We start from the raw sequence: 20,898 nt of genomic DNA, 5'->3' as shown, positions 1-20,898 counted from the left end.
ATGAAAATCTTTAATTGGGAAAAAAACAGAACTTTATATAGATATCTTAAGAATGGTGATTTATTTTGTTTTAAAATAGCTGATAAATTATTCGGTTACGGTAGAATAATCGCTAAAAATAAGCTTGGTGCCACTGTAGGAATTTTTGATTTGTTTACTTCAAGCCCAGTTGAGCCATTCGATTATAAAAATGCTGGAAATTACCCAATTCTATTCAAAACCGTTTTAGACTGCCATACCTTATTTGAATCAAAGCTAGAGTCAGACTGGAGGATAATTGCTCAAGATCCCGATTACCAAGATCCAACCCCAAGTGAAATTACTTCCATTAATCCTGCTATGGGATTGGCTCACAATGCAGACTTTTCCATCGAGCAAGAAATAGATGAAGAGGATGCTAGGCAAAAAATACTTAAGAGCATTGAATTGCTTGAAACACCCAATAGCCATTATCATATTTTAAGTTTTCTTATTCGTCGTAAACCAGAAATTTTTAATTTACCTATTGAATCGTTTGCAGAATTTGGAGATTTTATTTCGGATGAGTTTCAAAAAATTCACCACCGGAATTTAAAAGCGTGAAAAGCAAGCCGTTGCACAAAACCTTCAGTCCTGACGTAGGGTGTGTGCGGAAGGAATCTTATGGAAGTAAATGATATAGTTTTATTTGATTTTGATGCATTTATTTCAGGAAGTAAAGATGTTGATTACCAAGAAGCAATAAAAAAAATGTCTTTGTCTTTGATGAAATTTTTAATAGAAAATGATTTGTTGGTAAATATAAATCCTTTTAATCAAGATGGATCAGTAAAAAATGATTTAATTATTAAGAAATCAAATTTAACGGATGAAGGTTTTCAATTATTCGTTAAACCAGTAAATAACTGGTGGAATGCTTTGGATAGGGGAACTCCTCCCGAGAAAGTTACTATTTTGGAGAATGGGTTGAAAAAAATTCGTGCTGTGAAAAAGTAATTTTCTAGCAAGCCGTAGCCCGCACAAAACCTTCAGTCCTGACGTAGGGTGTGTGCGGTACACACGCACGCGGTTTCTGTTTTTCAGACGACCTCACCATCTTCTTTGAGGTCGTCTGAACCATTTGTTCTTTAACAATCTATTAGCAGTTAACATAGAGGTCGTCTGAAACCAACTTTCAGACGACCTTTGTTGTGCCGTAATTAACCGCTGCTACGCTTACGACAAAGCAGGTAACCTGATTCAAAATACTGACAAAAGAAGTGGCACGCTCCATTACGTCTACAATAAAATTGGATGCGTTCAGGAAGCCCAAAGTAAAGAAGACCACAGCGGAACATTCGCCTTATCAAAATATGTTGTAAAAAATATCAATCATGCGAAATATACCAGATGACACAAAAGTTACTCGAAAAGGAATTTCTTGGGGCAGTAAACAAAGAAATGCACCTTGTTCAAGATGTAAACCAAGTGTTGACGGTGCTGGTGGTGTATATGATTGATGAAAGGATGAATTATGAATATAGAATTACATATTGAAAAAGTACAATCTCTTTTAGATCAAATGGATCTACAAAAGAAATGTAAATTTGCAGCTTGGTGCTGTAATGCACTGATCATTGAGAAAAAAATAAAAGAAAATATGACTAAAATAACTAATTCAAATGTGAACTACCAACTCTGTGATGCTATCATTAAAGCTGGTTGGTATGATTTCTCCCAAATAAATATTGGAATCTCTCAAAAAGCTATAGAAGATATAAATTGGGATGATGATGATCCATTAAATGATATGGTAGAAACACAAGGAACTATAGAATTATTAGCTTCGATTCGAAATATGTTACTAGGTATACAACAAAAATCATCTGATAGTTATTACTTTGCTGCATGTGCTGAAAACGTAATTAACTGGAAAGATGCTTTAGCGAATTTCCCATACTCTGAAGATGGCAAAATAGAGGAGGAAAATTTAAAACGTGAATATGAAATTCAATTGTTATTTTTAGATGATTTAAGAAATAATATAATTACCTTACAGGATATTAAGAAATATAGATAAATAGATGCAAGCCTAAATAGCCTAAAACCGTTTAGTAAGTCGTAGCCCAGACAAAACTTTCAGTTCTGATGTAGGGTATGTGCAGTACACACTCACGCGGTTTCTGTTTTTCAGACGACCTCAATACCTTCTTTGAGGTCGTCTGAACCATTTGTTCTTTAACAATCTCATTAGCAGTTAACATAGAGGTCGTCTGAAATGAAAACGGCGAAACCTACCGTCTCGATTACGACCGAACCGACAACCTGATCCAAGAAACCGGCTGGGACGGTAAAATCACCGCCTACGGCTATGATGCCGCCGGACAGCTGGTTCAACAGACCGAATACGGTCAAAGCAATAATGAAGGTCGTCTGAAAGAGCGTCCCGAGACTTGGCACATCCACCGGTTCAAACGCAACATCCTCGGCCAACTGATCGAAAAACAAAGCCGCAAAGTCTCCGGTCGCAACGGACAAAGCAAAGACGAAGGCATCAGCCGCACCCGATTCGAATACGACCCCATTACCGGCAACCTGACCAAAGCCCGCAACCAACACAGCAGCGTCGAACTCGCCTACGACGAACTCGACCGCCTCATCGGCGAAACCACCGTCCACAACGGCCAAAGCGCCACCGTAGGCTACCGATACGACCCGTTGGGCAACCGCATCCGCACCATCCTGCCCGACGGCCGCCCTATCGATTACCTTTACTACGGCAGCGGACACCTGCACCAAATCAGCCTCGACGGCGAAGTCATTACCGACATCGAACGCGACAAACTGCACCGCGAAATCCAAAGGACGCAGGGCAGCATCAGCAGCCTGTACGACTACGACCCCATGGGTCGTCTGAAAAGTCAGCGTACCGTTTGGAACGGCACACAAACACCCCGCGGCAAACAAAACCCGCTGACCGGCGGCGCCGTCAACCGCCGCTACGCCTACGACAAAGCCGGCAACCTCATTCAAAGCGCCGACCAAAGAAGCGGCGTCCTTAATTACGTTTACGACAAAATCGGACGCATTCAGGAAGCCCGCAACAGCCAAACCGGCCGCAGCGAAACATTCGCCTTCGACCCCGCCCACAACATCCTTTCCGACAAAGCGGCCGAAGGGAAGGGCAGCAACATTAGCAGCGGCAACCGCCTCAAAGAATACAACGGCATCGAATACACCTACGACGCACTGGGCAACCTGATTTACCGCCAGCTGCCCGACGGTGAAAACCAATATTACCAATACGATTTAGAAAACCAGCTCGTCCGCGCCGAAATCAAAAAGCCAGCCGGCAATACCGAGATTTGGGAATATGCCTATGACCCGTTCGGGCGAAGACTGAGTAAGGAAAGAAAAGACAAACTCGCCTGGACGAGCACCGACCCGAAACGCACCCACTTCGTCTGGGACGGCAGCCGCCTATTGCAGGAGTACACCTACAAAGGCTGCTACACCTATATCTACACCGACCAAGACAGCTACGAACCCTTAGCCCAAGTCTTCTACAACAACCAAGACGAAGCACAATACCTCGCCTATTTCCATAACGACCAAGTCGGCATACCGAGGGAGATGACCGACATCCATGGCAATCTTTTATGGTACGGCGAATACACCGCCTGGGGTCGTCTGAAAAAGGACGAGCGGGTTTACAAGGATGCGCATCAGCCGTTCAGATTGCAAAACCAGTACTTCGATGAAGAGACCGGGCTGCATTACAACCTGATGCGGTATTACGAGCCAGAGGCCGGGCGGTTTGTGAATCAGGACCCGATTGGGTTGTGGGGTGGGGATAATCTTTATTGGTTTGCTCCGAGTGTACAGGCTTGGGTTGACCCGTTAGGATTAGCTACTCGACCTAATAATGGGAAATACCATATTTTCTTTGACCATAAGTTAGATTCAGGAATTAGATATTCAAGTGATGCTGTGCAATTTAATGATGCAAATAAGGCATTTATTAAAAAAATGGAATCTAATCCATCATTTAAACGGGATATGCTTAATCGTTATCCTGAATTAAAAGAATGGATGAAATCTGGAGATATGAGTTCAAGTCCCAATTGGGGAAAAGGTAAAAATAAACAGGGACTAACGTGGCATCATCATGAGGGTACAAAAAGGTTGGTACTGGTTGATTATAATGACCATAGAAGAAATCATGGTCTATATCACCCACAAAGAAAAGGCGGAAGAAGTATATGGGGAGGTGGTAGACCAGGTCGACGAGGAAAATTAAACGGTCGCACTGGTAAACCATTAGGTAAATGTTAATTTAATCATAGAAGGAACAAAAAATGAATTTAGATAAATTTTATAGAAGAAAAATTAGTATATCAGAAGTTATTGATTGTGCTAGATTATTCAATGATGATGATACTGATAAATTTGCCAAATTTCCATACATATATATTTCTTCTGATGAAGATGAGAGTATTCTTGATTTAGAGACGGTTTGTTATTTGGATAACGGCCCAAAAATAATGGATGGAAAAGAAGTTTTTCCTGATTTTGTAAACGAAAATGGATTAGATATTTTATGTAGTGGGGATGTATTTATGGATGTTTACGATGACTTAGATGAACGGTATCCAAATTTTACAAAAGATCAATTTATTGATGCTCTAAATTATTACATGGATAATGATGATTACATTGAATTTTAAGATCTATATTTAGGTATTATTTTAGATTTCCTCTCTACGATTACGGATATATTAGTGTAAGGAAACTAGGAGACTTATCTACATTACAACTTGATACGGTTACTACGAACCTCAAACTTGGCAGTTTGTTTAATCAGGAATCGATTGGGTTGTTGAGTAGAGATAACCTGTTTTCAGACGACCTCAATATTTTATTAAGATCGTCTGAATCATTTGTTCTTTAACAATCTCATTAGCAGTTAACATAGAGGTTATCTGAAAACCAAATTTCAGACGACCTCTACCAAATCGCCTCCCTTGACGGCGGCGCACGGCTGCCGTTTGCTGAAGTCGATTCAGGCTACGGCGATTTGACCGCCGTTTACGGACGCGACGGCAAAAAACTGCGCGGTTTCACCTACCGCAACCACATCATGGTCGAACACAGCCAGCCCGACGGACTGGTGTCCCGCTACGAATACGACCGTTACGACACCGACGGCAAAGTGCTTAAAAGCAGCAACAACCTCGGCGAAGAATGGACGTTTGACTACCGCAAAGACCATACCGTCGTTACCGACGCATTGAGACGGACGGAAGTGTACGGTTTCGACGAAAACCGCGAACTCGTCTACCGCATCGACGCCGACGGACAACGCAGCGACAGCGAACGCGACAGCTACGGCCGCATTACCGTAGAACGCGATCCCCTCGGACGCGAAACCCGCTATCTTTACGATACCGAAGGCAACGTCATCGCCATCACCGCGCCGGACGGCAGCAGCACCCAAATCGACTACCACGAAACCCTCAACCTGCCGGTTGCCGTCAACGATCCCGCAGGCAGGATTACCGCCTATACCTACGACGGACGCGGCAATCTCATCAGCATCACCGACCCCGCCGGTTACACTACCAGCTACGGCTACAACGCCCAATGGCTGCCCGAAACCATTACCGACGCCTTAGGCAAAACCCGACGCCTACACTACGACACCCTCGACCAACTCGTCAGCTTTACCGACTGTACCGGCGAAACCACCCGCTTCGGTTACACCGAATACGGCGATCTTGAAACCGTTACCGATGCGCTGGGCCATACCACCCGCCACCACTATGACGCAGCGGGCAACCCCGTCCGTACCGACTATCCCGACGGCAGTCACGAAACCTTCGAATACGACCGCCTCAACCGTCTGACCGCCCACATCGACGGACTCGGTGCCAAAACCGCCTACGAACTCGCAGTGGACGGATTGCCGCTCAAACGCACCAACGCACTGGGCCATACCTTCGCCTACGCCTACGACAAAGCCCGCCGTCTGACCGTCCTCACCAACGAAAACGGCGAAACCTACCGTCTCAATTACGACCAAACCGACAACCTGATCCAAGAAACCGGCTGGGACGGCAAAATCACCGCCTACGGCTACGATGCCGCCGGACAACTGGTGCAGCAGACCGAATACGGCCAAAGCAATAATGAAGGTCGTCTGAAAGAGCGTCCCGAAACTTGGCACATCCACCATTTCAAACGCAACATCCTCGGCCAACTGATCGAAAAACAAAGCCGCAAAGTCTCCAGCCGCAACGGACAAAGCAAAGACGAAGGCATCAGCCGCACCCGTTTCGACTACGACCCGATTACCGGCAACCTGACCAAAGCCCGCAACCAACACAGCAGCGTCGAACTCGCCTACGACGAACTCGACCGCCTCATCGGCGAAACCACCGTCCATAACGGCCAAAGCGCCACCGTAGGCTATCAATACGACCCGTTAGGCAACCGCATCCGCACCATCCTGCCCGACGGCCGCCATATCGATTACCTGTACTACGGCAGCGGACACCTGCACCAAATCAGCCTCGACGGCGAAGTCGTCAGCGACATCGAACGCGACAAACTGCACCGAGAAATCCAAAGGACGCAGGGCAGCATCAGCAGCCTGTACGACTACGACCCCATGGGTCGTCTGAAAAGCCAGCGTACCGTCTGGAGCGGCAAACAAAACCCGCTGGCCGGCGGCGCAGTCAACCGCCGCTATGTCTACGACAAAGCCGGCAACCTGATCCAAAGTGCCGACCAAAGAAGCGGCGTCCTCAATTACATCTACGACAAAATCGGACGCATTCAGGAAGCCCGCAACAGCCAAACCGGCCGCAGCGAAACCTTCGCCTTCGACCCCGCCCACAACATCCTCGACATCCCGACATCTGCTCCCTCTCCCGTGGGAGAGGGCAAAACGACCGCTCCGATTTCAGACGACCCCAAAACTCAAGGTCGTCTGAAATCACCTGCCAACCCCAACCTTATCAGCGGCAACCGCCTCAAAGAATACAACGGCATCGAATACACCTACGACGCATTGGGCAACCTGATTTACCGCCAGCTGCCCAATGGCGAAAACCAATATTACCAATACGATTTAGAAAACCAGCTCGTCCGCGCCGAAATCAAAAAGCCCGCAGGCAATACCGAAATCTGGACCTACGCCTACGACCCGTTCGGACGACGCCTTTCCAAAGAACGCCAAGACAAACTCGCCTGGACGAGCACCGAACCGAAACGCACCCACTTCGTCTGGGACGGCAGCCGCCTATTGCAGGAGTACACCTACAAAGGCAGCTATACCTATATCTATACCGACCAAGACAGCTACGAACCGCTGGCGCAAGTCTTTGACAACGCCAAAGACGGCAAGCAATACCTCGCCTATTTCCACAACGACCAAGTCGGTATACCGAGGGAGATGACCGACATCCATGGTAATCTCTTATGGTACGGCGAATACACCGCCTGGGGTCGTCTGAAAAAGGATGAACGCGTCTATCGGAATGCGCATCAGCCGTTTAGATTGCAGAACCAGTATTATGATGAAGAAACCGGGCTGCACTATAATTTCTTCCGTTACTATGAGCCAAACACTGGTAGATTCATCAATCAGGACCCGATTGGATTAGCTGGCGGAGAAAATCTTTATTGGTTCGCTCCTAATGGGCAAGATTGGCTAGATCCTTTAGGTTTGGATAGAAAGCCAAACCACCGCTTAAGATCACAAAGGCCTAATGCGATGCGAGATCATCATACTGTTCCTCAAGAAATGCTTAAAGATGAAGATTTTGTAGCTCAATTAGAACAATGTGGACTTAAAAGTAAAAAGGCAAGACGGCAATTTATAGATCAGCAAATAGTACGTATTGATGCAAAAAAACATGATGATATACATAGGAGAGGTTGGAACCAGCAATGGAAAACTTGGTTTAGTAATAATCCTAATTTCAAATTATCTGACATAATGGATCAAATACAAGTTATGATGAAACAACACAACATTCCTAGAGCAACTAGAAATTATGTTAGAAAATATAAACGAAATGGGCCAACTGCCTTTATAATTGGAAAAAAATAATAGATTTTTTGTAAAAGGTAATAATTATGAAATTATTTGAAGTTTATAGCGATCTTTCCTCATTTTCTGAAAAAACTGATATTTACGGCGATTTTGCTCATATTTTATGGGAAGGACATGCCTCTAAAAAAACTAGAAATGTTCCTAGCCCTGAAATATATATTGATCGACTAGGTCCTGATGTACCAGAGGCCTATGTATCGAATAGAAGCTTGATAGTTTCCCAGAAAATTAAAGATTCTTTATTTACTTCAGGACTAACTGGATTTACTGCAATTCTTGCAGTCAAAAATAAAATTATTAAGTGTGATTGGAAAAATCTTTCAGAAGATTATTTTGAAAAATATTACTCCATTGATGATGTAATTGATAAAGGTAGGCACAATCAATCAATTGCAGACAAAATGCCAAATTTGTGGTGGATAAAAGCTAATGATTTTATTAGTTTTCATAAAAAATCTCCTCAAGAATGGGATTATGTTATTGATAATGAATCGGATTTTTATCATGGTACAGGGGATAGATTAGGAGTTTTTGTTTCTGAAAAAGCTAAAAGCTTTATGGAATCTTTATGCTTACCATTAAAATATAACGAACTTTGAATCTTATTTTTTATTTAACAAGTGTAGTCTACATGAGTAATAGGTGCTCCTAGCATACACGTAATCAACACTGTGAGGCCGTCTGACAAAAATTACTAAAACTTTTCAGACGACCTCAAAACCTTCTTTGAGGTCGTCTGAACCATTTGTTCTTTAACAATCTCATTAGCAGTTAACATAGAGGTCGTCTGAAAACCAACTTTCAGACGACCTTTGTTGTAACGTACTTAACCGCTGCTGCGCCTACGACAAAGCCGGCAACCTGATCCAAAGCGCCGATCAAAGAAGCGGCGTACTCAATTACATCTACGACAAAATCGGACGCATTCAAGAAGCCCGCAACAGCCAAAGCGGCCGCAGCGAAACCTTCGCCTTCGACCCCGCCCACAACATCCTTTCCGACAAAGCGGCCGAAGGGAAGGGCAGCAACATTAGCAGCGGCAACCGCCTCAAAGAATACAACGGCATCGAATACACCTACGACGCATTGGGCAACCTGATTTACCGCCAGCTGCCCAACGGCGAAAACCAATATTACCAATACGATTTAGAAAACCAACTCGTCCGCGCCGAAATCAAAAAGCCCGCCGGCAATACCGAAATTTGGACCTACGCCTACGACCCGTTCGGCAGAAGGCTTTCCAAAGAACGCCAAGACAAACTCGCCTGGACGAGCACCGACCCGAAACGCACCCACTTCGTCTGGGACGGAACGCGATTGCTTCAGGAGTACACCTACAAAGGCAGCTACACCTATATCTACACCGACCAAGACAGCTACGAACCGCTGGCGCAAGTCTTTGACAACGCCAAAGACGGCAAACAATACCTCGCCTATTTCCACAACGACCAAATCGGCATACCACGAGAGATGACCGACATCCACGGCAATCTGTTATGGTACGGAGAATACACCGCCTGGGGTCGTCTGAAAAAGGATGGGCGGGTTTACAAGGATGCGCATCAGCCGTTCAGATTGCAGAACCAATACTTCGATGAAGAGACCGGGCTGCACTACAACCTGATGCGGTATTACGAGCCTGAGGCCGGGCGGTTTGTGAATCAGGACCCGATTAAATTAATTGGTGGGGAGAACCTATATCAATTTGCGCCCAATACTCAAGAATGGGTTGATCCTTTGGGAGAGAGTGGCTATCGCTTGCGTAAAAGCATGGAATCTCAGGGAATGTTCCGCCCAGATTCTTCTTGGCAGACGCACCATTTAATTCCACAGGCAGTTTGGAAAGAAAACAAAGCATTTTTTAACAGTATCGGCATGAAAGGCAAAGGATTAGGCAGAGATAGTTGGACTAATGGTCTGTATATGCCTTCAACCGAAGCGGATGCTCGAGGCGCACTTAGAGAATTTTTCCATCAAGGGTCTCATAAGAACTACAATGATAGTGTAAGTCGCGAGTTGCAAAAAATAAGAGGCGAATTCCAACAAGGAAAGATTACAGCAGCACAAGCACGAAAACGTGTACAGAATTTACAAAAAAGGTTGAAAAAACGCTTAAGTAAGTCTTTATCCGTTGGAGGATGCGGATCTACCAACTCGCCTAAACGATTAGATTAGGAGGATATTATGAAAAAATTACTAGTATGGGGATATGCCCTACAAAGCATGGATAAAGCAGAAAAAATGGGGTTACCACGTGTAAGTAGTGGTGTTCTAGGTATATCAGAGAAGTTTAACCCTAAAAAAACGCATCCTGATTTTGACTTTCCATGGAGTTGGTTCGTAAAGGGACAAGAAATTCCTCCAATGCCTGAAAAAGTTTATGTCTGCTTAAAGAAAGCAAGAGGTGTTACTTTTGATTTTCTTCCATATAATGATTTCTTTATCATGTCAGCGCGTTTTTTGGAATTTATTAAAAAATACGGGTTTGATCATGATTTTGGTATGAGCAAGGTAATTATTGTCAATACAAAAGGCGAGCTATTGACGAATAAAATCTATTATTTGGTAAGAATAGTTAGCTGGGAAATTGAGAATGAAATTGTTTACCCGGATTTAGGAAGAGATGAAAAAGGTTTTTCGCTGGAGGCATATACTAATTCGGATAAGGATATTTTATTGTCTTCCAATCATAATTATTCAGGAGCATTTATGGTGTCAGAAAATTTAAAAGAAAAAATATTGGAAAACTTTTCTTTGCCTTTTCTTTATTCTTTGGAAGAGTGGAAGGAATTGAATAATTTAGACAGTTATTGGGATTAATAAGAATATAGAACATTTTGAATTACAGTCTATTAATATGATTGATATAACAACTAAAGATATGATTTCTGTGTGGATGGGGACATCTTTTAAAACACCTGATGAGTTTAATGAATATACAGATGGAATGGAGGACTCAGATTCTCATTGTCCAGCTTTTGCAGATTTTGGAGTTTCATTTATTGATTCTGATTATTTTGTGGCATTCCAGACAGATAATGGAGAAATTGTGCCAGTTGAAGTGTTAGCAGAAGAAGTTGGGGCACACTCCAATAAAGTTATAAAAGATATTGTGAAAGTAGCAAAAGAGAAAGGAATAAATGAAGGTAATTCTTTATATTACTATTCTAATGCAACATTTTATGAAGAAAATCCAGGTAAACTTTACAATGATTTGAAGTTTATAGGAACTTTCAAAGACCCGAGAAAAAAATATCGTTAGTGGCAGTGAAATATTAATCAGTAAGCCGTAGCCCGGCAAAACCTTCAGTCCCGACGCAAGGTAGGTATGTGCTGCCCACACCCCCTTCGGGCTACCTGAAAAAGTGCAGGCTGCTTTCAAAGCTCCAAAACGGTTCAAAAGCAGCCTGCACATTTACTCCCTCTCCCGTGGGAGAGGGCCGGGGAGAGGGCAAAACGACCGCTCCGATTTCAGACGACCCCAAAACTCAAGGTCGTCTGAAATCACCTGCACACCTTAACCCTGTCAGCGGCAACCGCCTCAAAGAATACAACGGCATCGAATACACCTACGACGCATTGGGCAATTTGATCTACCGCCAGCTGCCCAATGGCGAAAACCAATATTACCAATACGACCTAGAAAACCAACTCGTCCGCGCCGAAATCAAAAAGCCCGCCGGCAATACCGAGATCTGGACATACGCCTATGACCCGTTCGGACGCCGCCTCTCCAAAGAGCGCCAAGACAAACTCGCCTGGACGAGTACCGCTCCGAAACGTACCCATTTCGTCTGGGACGGCAGCCGCCTATTGCAGGAATACACCTACAAAGGCAGCTACACCTATATCTACACCGACCAAGACAGCTACGAACCCTTAGCCCAAGTCTTCAGCAACAACCAAGACGAAGCGCAATACCTCGCCTATTTCCACAACGACCAAATCGGCATCTCGCGCGAGATGACCGACATCCACGGCAATCTGTTATGGTACGGCGAATACACCGCCTGGGGTCGTCTGAAAAAGGACGGGCGGGTTTACAAGGATGCGCATCAGCCGTTCAGACTTCAAAACCAGTATTATGATTCTGAAACAGGACTCCACTATAACTATTTCCGCTATTACGATTCAGACACAGGACGTTTTGTAAGCCAAGACGTGATAGGTTTGGTAGGAGGAGAAAATTTCTATCAATTTTCCCCCAATACACAAAGTTGGATTGATCCTTTAGGACTCAAAGAACTTTATTATCTTGTTGCAAGAAAAGATGGTTTTTACCCTGTAATGGAATGGGGTAAACGTAAGCCTGTGGGTAAGATATGGTTGAAAAAAGGAGATATTTGGAAAATTGGGGAAACAAAAAATATTGTAAAAGGTGTTCAGCGTCGGTATTCTCAAAAATGGTTAGATAGAAATAATTTAAAATATATAAGAGTCATGAAGGGGCCTAAGAAGGCTATGCAACGTTGGGAAAGGTTGAAAATTATTAAATATATTAAGAGAAGGGGTAAATTACCAGCGGGAAATAAATGTAAGCATTAGTTTTATTTTGTTTTTAAGATAAGGAGATGAATATGGAAATACGAACTACGAGTGACTCTCCAAAATGGAGTAAAGTTAGTATATTAGATAGCGAAATAGAGAATGGCTTACAGCCTATTCTGAAAAAATATACTGAATTTCCTTTTGATTTAGTGTTATGTTTCAGGTGTTTAGAAAAAGATAGCGGCTGGAAATCTAAATCTCGATATTCAAAAGAAGATAATTATAATGCCCTTGGATTTGACATTGTTGTTTATGAAGAAGATTTTATACCTATTAAAAAAGATATAGATGCACAAAGAAAGATACTAGGTAAGGAGTTTTATCGATATTTTTTTGAAACCATGAAGAAAAAAGAAAGACAATTTCCTATACTTAAAAAAATTAACCCTAATTTCTTATATGATGTTGAAAAATGGTTATTGGAAAATAAATGGATAGATGCTATTAGTGAATCATAGCAAGCCGTAGCCCGGACAAAACCTTCAGTCCTGACGTAGGGTGTGTGCGGTAAGCACGCACGCGGTTTCTGTTTTTCAGACGACCTCACTATCTTCTTTGAGGTCGTCTGAAACATTTGTTCTTTAACAATCTCATTAGCAGTTGACATAGAGGTCGTCTGAAAACCAACTTTCAGACGACCTCTGCCAAATCGCCTCCCCCGACGGCGGCGCACCGCCTCACTTCCGTCACCTTCAACGGCAAGGAACTGGTGCGCTACGACTATGACGGCTACGGCGATTTGACCGCCGTTTACGGACGCGACGGCAAAAAACTGCGCGGTTTCGCCTACCGCAACCACATCATGGTCGAACACAGCCAGCCCGACGGACTGGTATCCCGCTACGAATACGACCGTTATGACACCGATGGCAAAGTGCTTAAAAGCAGCAACAACCTCGGCGAAGAATGGACGTTCGACTACCGCAAAGACCATACCGTCGTTACCGACGCATTGGGGCGGACGGAAGTGTACGGTTTCGACGAAAACCGCGAACTCGTCTACCGCATCGACGCCGACGGACAACGCAGCGACAGCGAACGCGACGACTACGGCCGCATTACCGTAGAACGCGACCCGCTCGGACGCGAAACCCGCTATCTCTACGATACCGAAGGCAACGTCATCGCCATCACCGCGCCGGACGGCAGCAGCACCCAAATCGACTACCACGAAACCCTCAACCTGCCGGTTGCCGTCAACGATCCCGCAGGCAGGATTACCGCCTATACCTACGACGGACGCGGCAACCTCATCAGCATCACCGACCCCGCCGGTTACACCACCAGCTACGACTACAACGCCCAATGGCTGCCCGAAACCATTACTGACGCCTTAGGCAAAACCCGACGCCTACAATACGATACCCTCGACCAGCTCGTCTGCTTTACCGACTGTACCGGTGAAACCACCCGTTTCGGTTACACCGAATACGGCGATCTCGAAACCGTTACCGATGCGCTGGGCCATACCACCCGCCACCATTACGACGCAGCAGGCAACCCCGTCCGTACCGACTATCCCGACGGCAGTCACGAAACCTTCGAATACGACCGCCTCAACCGTCTGACCGCCCACATCGACGGACTCGGTGCCAAAACCGCCTACGAACTCGCAGTGGACGGACTGCCGCTCAAACGCACCAACGCGCTGGGCCATACCTTCGCCTACGCCTACGACAAAGCCCGCCGTCTGACCGTCCTCACCAACGAAAACGGCGAAACCTACCGTCTCGATTACGACCCGACCGACAACCTGATCCAAGAAACCGGCTGGGACGGCAAAATTACTGCCTACGGCTACGATGCTGCCGGACAGTTGATGCAACAGACCGAATACGGCCAAAGCAATAATGAAGGTCGTCTGAAAGACCGACCCGAGACTTGGCACCGAGCGGTTTGTTTTTTTGTATTGGTTGGTTTGAGTATCAATGGGAATACCCTCGTTGGGTTTGGCACAAATTGTGGCACAAATGACCGCAACCAGTAGTATATGAACAGATAAAAAACGCCCTAAATCAAGGGCGTTTGTCTATACACATACTACTGGTTACGGGCTAGGTGGGTTCAATTCCCCCCGCCTCCACCATACCCTATTTTCAGCAGTATCCTGTAATACGCATAAAGCCTTGAGCCTTAACGGTTTCAAGGCTTTTTTGTTACCTTAAATATGCTGGCGTATGATTGAGTTTTCGCAATTTATAGGGTAACTTTTCATGAGTTACCCAAAAAACAAGCCCAAAAAGTAGGCAGATTAGTCCTATTTTTTTAAACAAGTTACCCAAAAAATCCATAAAACCAATTATTAACAATGGCTTAATGAGTTTTTAAAAGTTACCCCAAACTGGATTAAAAATGCCTAAACAGACGCTACCGCTTACAGATAGCCAATGCAAAAAACTACAACCGCCGAATCAATTATCAGACGGTGGAGGGTTATATCTTCAAGCAAGGGGAAACGGCAAATACTGGCGTTTTCGTTACTACCGACCAAGCGACAACAAACGCGATGAAATGCCACTGGGTGTCTATCCTGAAATCAGCTTAAAAGAAGCAAGAGAAAAACGCGAAGAATTGCGCGGACTGATAGCAAAAGGGATAGACCCTAAGCTACACCAGCAAGACAAAGTACAGAGGCAGGCAGAGCGGCAAAAAAACACATTTGAGGCTATTGCGCGCAAATGGCACAGCGACCAAGTAGCGAAGCCGAATAAATGGAAGCCCGACCATGCACAAAGAGTTATCCGCAGTCTTGAGCTTCATATTTTCCCTGACCTTGCAACACGCAAAATAGACGAAATCATGCCGCTTGAGGTTTTAGGACTGTTGCAGAGGCTGGAATCGGCGGGGAAATATGACAAGGTACAGAAAGTTTATGACGTAGTAAATCAAGTTTTCAAATATGCCGTGAAACTTCGCTTGAGCCTGTTCAATCCCGCCGCCGAATTGCGGGGGGAATTGGCAAAAGTGGAGCAGAAACATTACCGCTTCATTAGAGACCCACAAAAGCTAGGCGAAGTGTTACGGGCTTTTGACGGTTACACAGGTTTTCCGCAAACACGCGCCCTATTGCAGCTTTCCCCTTATGTGTTTGCCCGCCCTGCCGAATTGCGTTTATTGCGCTGGTGTGAAATTGATTGGGAGGCGCAGCAATACTATAAAGACGGCGTAAACATGAAAAACAAGATAGACCATATTGTCCCCTTGAGCCGCCAAGCCTTAGCAATACTTGACGGCTTGAAACCCGTAACGGGGCATTATGAATATGTGTTTTACAACACCAGCAAAAAACAGCCCTTGAGCGAAGGGGCAATACGGAAAGCATTAGACCGTTTAGGATTCTTGGAAAAAACCACACAGCACGGCTTTAGACATACAGCTAGCACGATATTGAATGAGATGGGCTATAACGCCGATTGGGTAGAAAGGCAACTAGCCCACAAAGACCCCAACACGACAAGAGCAGCCTACAACCATGCGAAATATTTAGAACAACGCGCCGATATGGTGCAGGCATGGGCTGATTATCTTGATGAATTGAAAGCACATTCAGGCATATTGCAGGAAACGGCAGAATAAACTATCATCTTAAGCATTACGAAAGAAAACCATGCGGATATTTAGAAACCAGTGGATAACGAAATTTGCCAAGAAGCACAAAATCAGCGATTCCGATCTGATAGAAGCGGTAGAGCGGGCAGGTAAAGGAGTGATAGACGCAGATTTAGGCGGCGGTGTTATCAAGCAGCGCATAGCTAGGCAAGGACAAGGCAGAAGCGGCGGTTATCGTAGTCTGATATTTTTCAGGCGTGGGGAACGGGCGTTTTTCATGACTGCCTTTGCCAAGAACGACCGAGAAAACATCACAGATAAAGAACTTGCAGAATTAAAGAAAGCCGCCGCCATCATCTTGGCAATGACGGAAACCGACATAGAACAAGCCAAATCAAACGGCACTTTCACGGAGATACAGCCATGAAATACAAAAGCGAGATTTTCGCAGCAATACATGAAACCATGCAGGGACTTCACGACATCGGTGTTATTGACAAAAAAACAATGCGCGATTTTGACAAATCATGCCTGACCGAAATCAAACCATTGAGCGGCGAAGACATCAAGGCAATCAGAGAGCGTGAAGCATTATCTCAAGCCGCTTTTGCCATGTATCTAAACATCGGCAAAAACCAAGTTTCCGAATGGGAGCGGGGTATCAAAAAGCCAAGCGGCGCGGCTTTAAAGCTGCTTACTATCGTTAAGAACAAGGGAATTGAGGCGATTGCCTGATACTGGAAACAGAAAAGGAGCGGATATATTGCCGCCGCGAAGTACCACACAACGCCCACCCGTTGATTTTGGGGATAGGGTCACTCAATCCGTTTTATGCCGTCAGAAAAAGAACATGGAGTGAATAGAATATGGCAATCCTGATGCTCACTACCATACCTATTTTGAGGGTAACATATCTGCTAATCTAGTACAGCCCCTTTTTATTTCACAGGGCCGCGCCTTATGTGCAGCCCTGTGGGTTGAAACATTTAATATTAATTGCTTAAGATAGATAAACAGGCGGCCCTGCCTATCCCGCATTCAATCATTAAGGAAATTTTGCTGAGATTTCGTTGTGCGGGGCCTAGCCGTCTGAGAGCTGTTCCGCCCGTGAATAAAATTCCCGCGCATCGATTTGCGGCAGATTTTTTGCAGCAACATCAAAATATTTTTTGCCCGCCCAAAGGTCTTTATCGCCAATCACAAACACATAATGCTTGGCACGGGTAAGCGCCACATTCAGCAGATTCGGTTTTCCTGCCGCCCATTGTGCCGCACCGTCCGTTTTTGCATCGCAGCCTAAAACCAGCCAAACCATTTTTTCTTCTTTACCTTGAAAAGTATGTACCGTGCCGATGCGCATCCTGCACCATTGTTGCAGGCCTTTTATGGTTTTTAATGCGGCATTGCCGGCAATCTGCCTGCACAATTCGGTTTTAATCTGCTTGAAAGGCGTAATGATGTATAAATCGGGAAGGCCGCCTGAATGCCGCACAATTTCGGTCAGCATCCGTATCACCAAATCAGCCTGTTCCTGAACAAATTGCCGCGATGCCGCTTCACCGGCTATCTGAACCCAGCTGCTGCTTCCCAAATAAAAATCCTGTTTGGGCGGCAGGCGTTTGGCAGGATCGGTATTGCCGAAAACCATTTTGTTGTCGTAAGCAATTTGGTTGGCGATGCCGAACATGGGGTCGGCACAGCGGCGGTGGACGCGCAGGGGGCTTCCTATCCATGTGGCATCCGATTCTCCTTTGCGCAAAACGGATGCGCCAAAGGCATTGCACCTGTCTGCCAATATCTGTACCGAAACCTCGGTCGGCGAGACATTGGCACAGTCGGGCAGGGCGGCAATCCTTTCCAGGGTACGAACCAATGGCGGCGGTGTGGTAAAGACCGGTTCGATTTGGATGGGGTCGCCTACCGCCATGACGTGTTTGGCACGCCAGATTGCGCCCGCTGCCGCCTGCGGAACCGCCTGACCGGCTTCATCTATAAACAAATAGCCCAAGCAGCCTGCGCCCACATCGCGGAACTGCCGTGCAAACGATGCAAAAGTGCTGGATACCACGGGAATCACCATAAACAGGCTCTGCCAAATCAACAGCGTTTGTTCTTTGTTCAATCCGGCACTGCCTTGCAGGAATTTGCTGATTAAGACCAGGTTTCTGCCAAACCCGCCGCCGTTAATGGCGACTTCCGCCAGCCATGCTTCGTGCAACTGCAAGGCGCAGCCGAATAAACGGCTGCGGGCGTCGTTTAATTCGTTGTCCTGCCACAAACCCGCGATTTGAAAGTCATCGTTTTGCAGTTCATCGTATTTTTCAGGCAGCCTGATATGTGCAAACCGGTTTTGGTATTGCCGATAGGCATTCCATTTCTCTTGCCGCTGTGCCAGCCGTATGCCGACTTGTTCCAATTGCCGCTGTGCCGCTTTCAAACGTCCTTCTGCCACTTTTTCGGCATTTTCGGCAGCGGTTATTTCTTTTTGGTACACCCGTTTTTGTTCTTGCAACAGCGCCGCTTGGGCAGCCTGCACCGCCTGTGTGCAATGTTCATATTCCTGCTTGGCTGATTTTTTGCGTTTGTCGGCGGCCAAATGCAGTTGCGACAATTGTTCGTAACAATACGCCAGGCGTTCCCGATGCTCCCTGCACTGTTTGCGCTTAAACAGGCGCATGAAGAAGCCTGGATAACTGTGTTTCAGCGATTCGATTTGATTCTGCCAATAGGCGCGCTGTTCGCCGTCTTCATCCGTTAAAGGCATGCTTACCTTTTGGGTTGCGGCTTGCAGCCTGCTTTTCGCATCGGATACGGCTAGGATAAAGTCCGAATGAACCGGAATGCCTTGCAGTTCGGCCGTTTGGGTTTCTATCCGTGTCTGCCGGGCGTCATTCAGTTTTTCCTTTTCGGTTTGGACGGACTTGGCACATGTGCCGTACTGTTGTTGCAATGCGGCTTGGTTTGTTTCGGGATTTAAGACGGTTTCTTCGTGCAGAATGAAATAGTCGTCCAAATCATTCAATTTCTGCTCGACAATATCGAGTTGCCGTTTGAAGTTTTCTTGTGCTTGGGCAAACGAAATACCTTGATAACCGCTGCGCCATTTCCAAATGCTTTGGTGCAGCGCTTCATCGTATCCTTTGCATTCGTCATGATTTTGGGGGACGAAAAACAATCCCTGCCGTACCTTCTCCCGATTGCCTTTTTTGCCCAAGGCACAAGAAAACAATCCCCAAGTATCGTCATCAGGCGGCAGGGCATCGTATTTCTGCTTATTTTTGGCAAACAGGTTGCGCGCAATTTTGTCCAAATAAACATAGCTCGGATGGTTGCCTGTACAATAGGTTGCACCCAGTGATGACTTCTTCGGCAAATCGCGGGAAATATTCTCCACCGCGGCATTGTTGGATGATGCCACAATCATTTCAAATCCCGCCAATTCCGGCTTGAGGCGGGAAACGGTTGAGCCGTTTACTTTTTCAGTACCCGAAAAAGCATCTTTCGCCGTTGCCAATTCGGCCAGCCGTGTGGCCCGGCGCACGATGTTTTCGGCAAAAATATCGCGCAACAAAGTGGTTTTCCCTGTTCCCGGCGGGCCGTTTACCGAAAAAACCGGCTGTTCGCCTTCCAGAAAGAATGTATTTACCGCAAACTGCTGCATCAGGCTTAAACCGTGCTGCGGCTCACTTAACCAGCGCCCCCTGTTCCAATATTTGGGGCGTAAATGCCGCCAAATGATTTTGTTACCTTCCGTGCCGTACAAATCGGTTGCGGGCCGGTCGGGTTTCGTGCCGAGATAAGCCGACAATGCCGCGCTGCTTTGACCTTCACCGATTTGACGGATGATACTGTGGATGTCCTGCGCGTAGAAACTGTTTAAAATGCCGATTTCTTCATCGGGCAAGTTATCGACGTCTTCATCGCTTTTATGATTTTGTCCGTTTCTTTCGGCGTGCTTTTGATCTTTTGGCGTTTTATCGGAGGATTTTTTCGGTTGTTCCTGCCATTCGGAAATGATACGGATTGTGGGCATAGGTTCGGGACAGTAACCGTATGCCCATTCTTTCAGGCGGCCTGCAATGTCCAGCAGCAAGGCGGGAGACAGTACGGCCCGTATTACTTCGGGCTGTTCAATTTTCTGCACGGCTAAATGCTGTTTGCACAATTCGTCCAGCTTCTCCAACAGCTTGCTGCAATCTGTTTCAAACGCTTCAAAATTCAAACTGTCCAAACCTTTCGCCATACTAAAACCCACTGCCCAAGGCGCGGTTGAGATTTCTATATTTGCGGGGTCGAACTCGCCTGTGTCGTTGATTGGTAATCTGGCATAACACGTTTCGCCTTTATCGGCGCTCATGGCTTCTTGGGTATATTGCTCATTTTCACTCAACTGTTCTTGCAGCAGATTTTGAATACTTTTGCTCAAACAGCCAAAATCAAACAAGTTGAGATAAATTTTTGAGCAAACGAGATATTGATTGGGATATTCGGATTTCAGCAGTTGGGTAACAGATAGGTTTTTTTGTCCGCCGACGGCAAGTTTGGATAATTGGTCAAGCGTAAGGGTTTTGTTTGTTTTATCTTTTCCCTCTTGGATTTTTGCATCGAAAGGCGTGAAAAATTCCAGCTTGTGCCAAAAAGACAAAATGGCCGTTTCGTTTTGCGGATTCATCAGAATTTCCTTAATGGTTGAAACCCCGTCCTTCGGGGCGGTAGGATTTGGG

18 protein-coding genes and 1 pseudogene are annotated in these 20,898 nt (G+C 45.7%); 17 read left to right on the top strand and 2 right to left on the bottom strand.

All coding sequences use genetic code 11. The annotated features are described in order from the left end of the window. The 4 genes from J7445_RS03805 to J7445_RS03795 all read left to right on the top strand — a co-directional run bounded on the left by J7445_RS03805 (position 1) and on the right by J7445_RS03795 (position 2,038). On the top strand, positions 1-582 hold the full coding sequence (locus J7445_RS03805) for an Imm26 family immunity protein (RefSeq protein WP_125336293.1): 582 nt from the start codon (positions 1-3) through the stop codon (positions 580-582). Between the two features lie 60 nt (positions 583-642). Then, positions 643-975, top strand: coding sequence for a DNA polymerase III (locus J7445_RS03800; RefSeq protein ID WP_150540703.1), 333 nt, complete (start codon positions 643-645; stop codon positions 973-975). A 377-nt stretch (positions 976-1,352) separates the two neighbouring features. After that, on the top strand, positions 1,353-1,478 hold the full coding sequence (locus tag J7445_RS12455; protein WP_423227271.1) for a hypothetical protein: 126 nt from the start codon (positions 1,353-1,355) through the stop codon (positions 1,476-1,478). A 14-nt stretch (positions 1,479-1,492) separates the two neighbouring features. Further along, positions 1,493-2,038 (top strand): hypothetical protein, encoded by a 546-nt coding sequence (locus J7445_RS03795; RefSeq protein ID WP_004520051.1) that lies wholly within the window; start codon positions 1,493-1,495, stop codon positions 2,036-2,038. Positions 2,039-2,208: 170 nt separating this feature from the next. On the opposite strand, the gene J7445_RS12450 is transcribed toward J7445_RS03795, so the two are convergent. Next, positions 2,209-2,646, bottom strand: coding sequence for a hypothetical protein (locus tag J7445_RS12450; RefSeq protein WP_425326071.1), 438 nt, complete (start codon positions 2,644-2,646; stop codon positions 2,209-2,211). Here J7445_RS12450 and J7445_RS03785 point away from each other — a divergent pair. From J7445_RS03785 to J7445_RS03725, 13 genes and pseudogenes are all read left to right on the top strand, one after another. Further along, positions 2,542-4,293, top strand: a complete 1,752-nt coding sequence (locus tag J7445_RS03785) for an RHS repeat-associated core domain-containing protein (protein WP_483407004.1) — start codon at positions 2,542-2,544, stop codon at positions 4,291-4,293. The two genes, J7445_RS12450 and J7445_RS03785, sit on opposite strands and share 105 nt — an antisense overlap. 23 nt (positions 4,294-4,316) lie before the next feature. After that, positions 4,317-4,685: a DUF7716 domain-containing protein gene (locus tag J7445_RS03780; protein ID WP_004694758.1), complete on the top strand. Its 369-nt coding sequence runs from the start codon at positions 4,317-4,319 to the stop codon at positions 4,683-4,685. A 260-nt stretch (positions 4,686-4,945) separates the two neighbouring features. Beyond that, a pseudogene (locus J7445_RS03775) lies at positions 4,946-8,074 on the top strand (RHS repeat-associated core domain-containing protein); the annotation flags it as partial. A gap of 26 nt (positions 8,075-8,100) precedes the next feature. Further along, positions 8,101-8,676: a hypothetical protein gene (locus tag J7445_RS03770; protein ID WP_209283166.1), complete on the top strand. Its 576-nt coding sequence runs from the start codon at positions 8,101-8,103 to the stop codon at positions 8,674-8,676. 262 nt (positions 8,677-8,938) lie between these two features. Then, on the top strand, positions 8,939-10,252 hold the full coding sequence (locus J7445_RS12445; RefSeq protein WP_483407003.1) for an RHS repeat-associated core domain-containing protein: 1,314 nt from the start codon (positions 8,939-8,941) through the stop codon (positions 10,250-10,252). Positions 10,253-10,261: 9 nt separating this feature from the next. Then, entirely contained in the window at positions 10,262-10,897 is a 636-nt protein-coding gene (locus tag J7445_RS03760; RefSeq protein ID WP_209283165.1) for an Imm43 family immunity protein, read from the top strand. Positions 10,898-10,934: 37 nt separating this feature from the next. Next, positions 10,935-11,339, top strand: a complete 405-nt coding sequence (locus J7445_RS03755) for an immunity 22 family protein (protein WP_070857907.1) — start codon at positions 10,935-10,937, stop codon at positions 11,337-11,339. A gap of 167 nt (positions 11,340-11,506) precedes the next feature. Next, the gene (locus J7445_RS03750) at positions 11,507-12,622 is read left to right on the top strand and encodes an RHS repeat domain-containing protein (protein ID WP_244969538.1); all 1,116 of its coding nucleotides are present in this window, start codon (positions 11,507-11,509) and stop codon (positions 12,620-12,622) included. A 32-nt stretch (positions 12,623-12,654) separates the two neighbouring features. Beyond that, complete coding sequence (locus tag J7445_RS03745; protein ID WP_239650755.1) at positions 12,655-13,083, top strand: hypothetical protein; 429 nt, start codon at positions 12,655-12,657, stop codon at positions 13,081-13,083. Positions 13,084-13,334: 251 nt separating this feature from the next. After that, complete coding sequence (locus J7445_RS03740; protein ID WP_209283164.1) at positions 13,335-14,612, top strand: RHS repeat protein; 1,278 nt, start codon at positions 13,335-13,337, stop codon at positions 14,610-14,612. Between the two features lie 365 nt (positions 14,613-14,977). After that, a complete protein-coding gene (locus J7445_RS03735) occupies positions 14,978-16,201 on the top strand; it encodes a tyrosine-type recombinase/integrase (RefSeq protein WP_209283163.1) in 1,224 nt (407 codons plus the stop codon). 31 nt (positions 16,202-16,232) lie between these two features. After that, entirely contained in the window at positions 16,233-16,601 is a 369-nt protein-coding gene (locus J7445_RS03730) for a type II toxin-antitoxin system RelE/ParE family toxin (protein WP_209283162.1), read from the top strand. Continuing rightward, the gene (locus J7445_RS03725) at positions 16,598-16,909 is read left to right on the top strand and encodes a helix-turn-helix domain-containing protein (RefSeq protein WP_070646835.1); all 312 of its coding nucleotides are present in this window, start codon (positions 16,598-16,600) and stop codon (positions 16,907-16,909) included. The genes J7445_RS03730 and J7445_RS03725 overlap by 4 nt, the downstream gene beginning before the upstream one ends. 346 nt (positions 16,910-17,255) lie before the next feature. Here the strand turns inward: J7445_RS03725 and J7445_RS03720 are convergent, their stop codons facing one another. Next, the gene (locus J7445_RS03720; RefSeq protein ID WP_209283161.1) at positions 17,256-20,846 is read right to left on the bottom strand and encodes a DEAD/DEAH box helicase; all 3,591 of its coding nucleotides are present in this window, start codon (positions 20,844-20,846) and stop codon (positions 17,256-17,258) included. Positions 20,847-20,898 lie beyond the last annotated feature (52 nt).

The sequence above is a fragment of the Neisseria sicca genome, assembly GCF_017753665.1.
In the GTDB taxonomy this organism is placed as follows: Bacteria; Pseudomonadota; Gammaproteobacteria; order Burkholderiales; family Neisseriaceae; genus Neisseria; species Neisseria flava.
This window is presented reverse-complemented; position numbering and strand designations above follow the sequence as displayed.

Coding starts and splice junctions, on each gene's coding strand:
- J7445_RS03730 (WP_209283162.1), top strand. CDS start 16,233: ATGCGGATATTTAGAAACCAGTGGATAACGAAATTTGCCAAGAAGCAC.
- J7445_RS12455 (WP_423227271.1), top strand. CDS start 1,353: ATGCGAAATATACCAGATGACACAAAAGTTACTCGAAAAGGAATTTCT.
- J7445_RS03780 (WP_004694758.1), top strand. CDS start 4,317: ATGAATTTAGATAAATTTTATAGAAGAAAAATTAGTATATCAGAAGTT.
- J7445_RS03725 (WP_070646835.1), top strand. CDS start 16,598: ATGAAATACAAAAGCGAGATTTTCGCAGCAATACATGAAACCATGCAG.
- J7445_RS03805 (WP_125336293.1), top strand. CDS start 1: ATGAAAATCTTTAATTGGGAAAAAAACAGAACTTTATATAGATATCTT.
- J7445_RS03720 (WP_209283161.1), bottom strand. CDS start 20,846: ATGAATCCGCAAAACGAAACGGCCATTTTGTCTTTTTGGCACAAGCTG.
- J7445_RS03760 (WP_209283165.1), top strand. CDS start 10,262: ATGAAAAAATTACTAGTATGGGGATATGCCCTACAAAGCATGGATAAA.
- J7445_RS03755 (WP_070857907.1), top strand. CDS start 10,935: ATGATTGATATAACAACTAAAGATATGATTTCTGTGTGGATGGGGACA.
- J7445_RS03795 (WP_004520051.1), top strand. CDS start 1,493: ATGAATATAGAATTACATATTGAAAAAGTACAATCTCTTTTAGATCAA.
- J7445_RS03735 (WP_209283163.1), top strand. CDS start 14,978: ATGCCTAAACAGACGCTACCGCTTACAGATAGCCAATGCAAAAAACTA.
- J7445_RS03745 (WP_239650755.1), top strand. CDS start 12,655: ATGGAAATACGAACTACGAGTGACTCTCCAAAATGGAGTAAAGTTAGT.
- J7445_RS03800 (WP_150540703.1), top strand. CDS start 643: ATGGAAGTAAATGATATAGTTTTATTTGATTTTGATGCATTTATTTCA.
- J7445_RS03770 (WP_209283166.1), top strand. CDS start 8,101: ATGAAATTATTTGAAGTTTATAGCGATCTTTCCTCATTTTCTGAAAAA.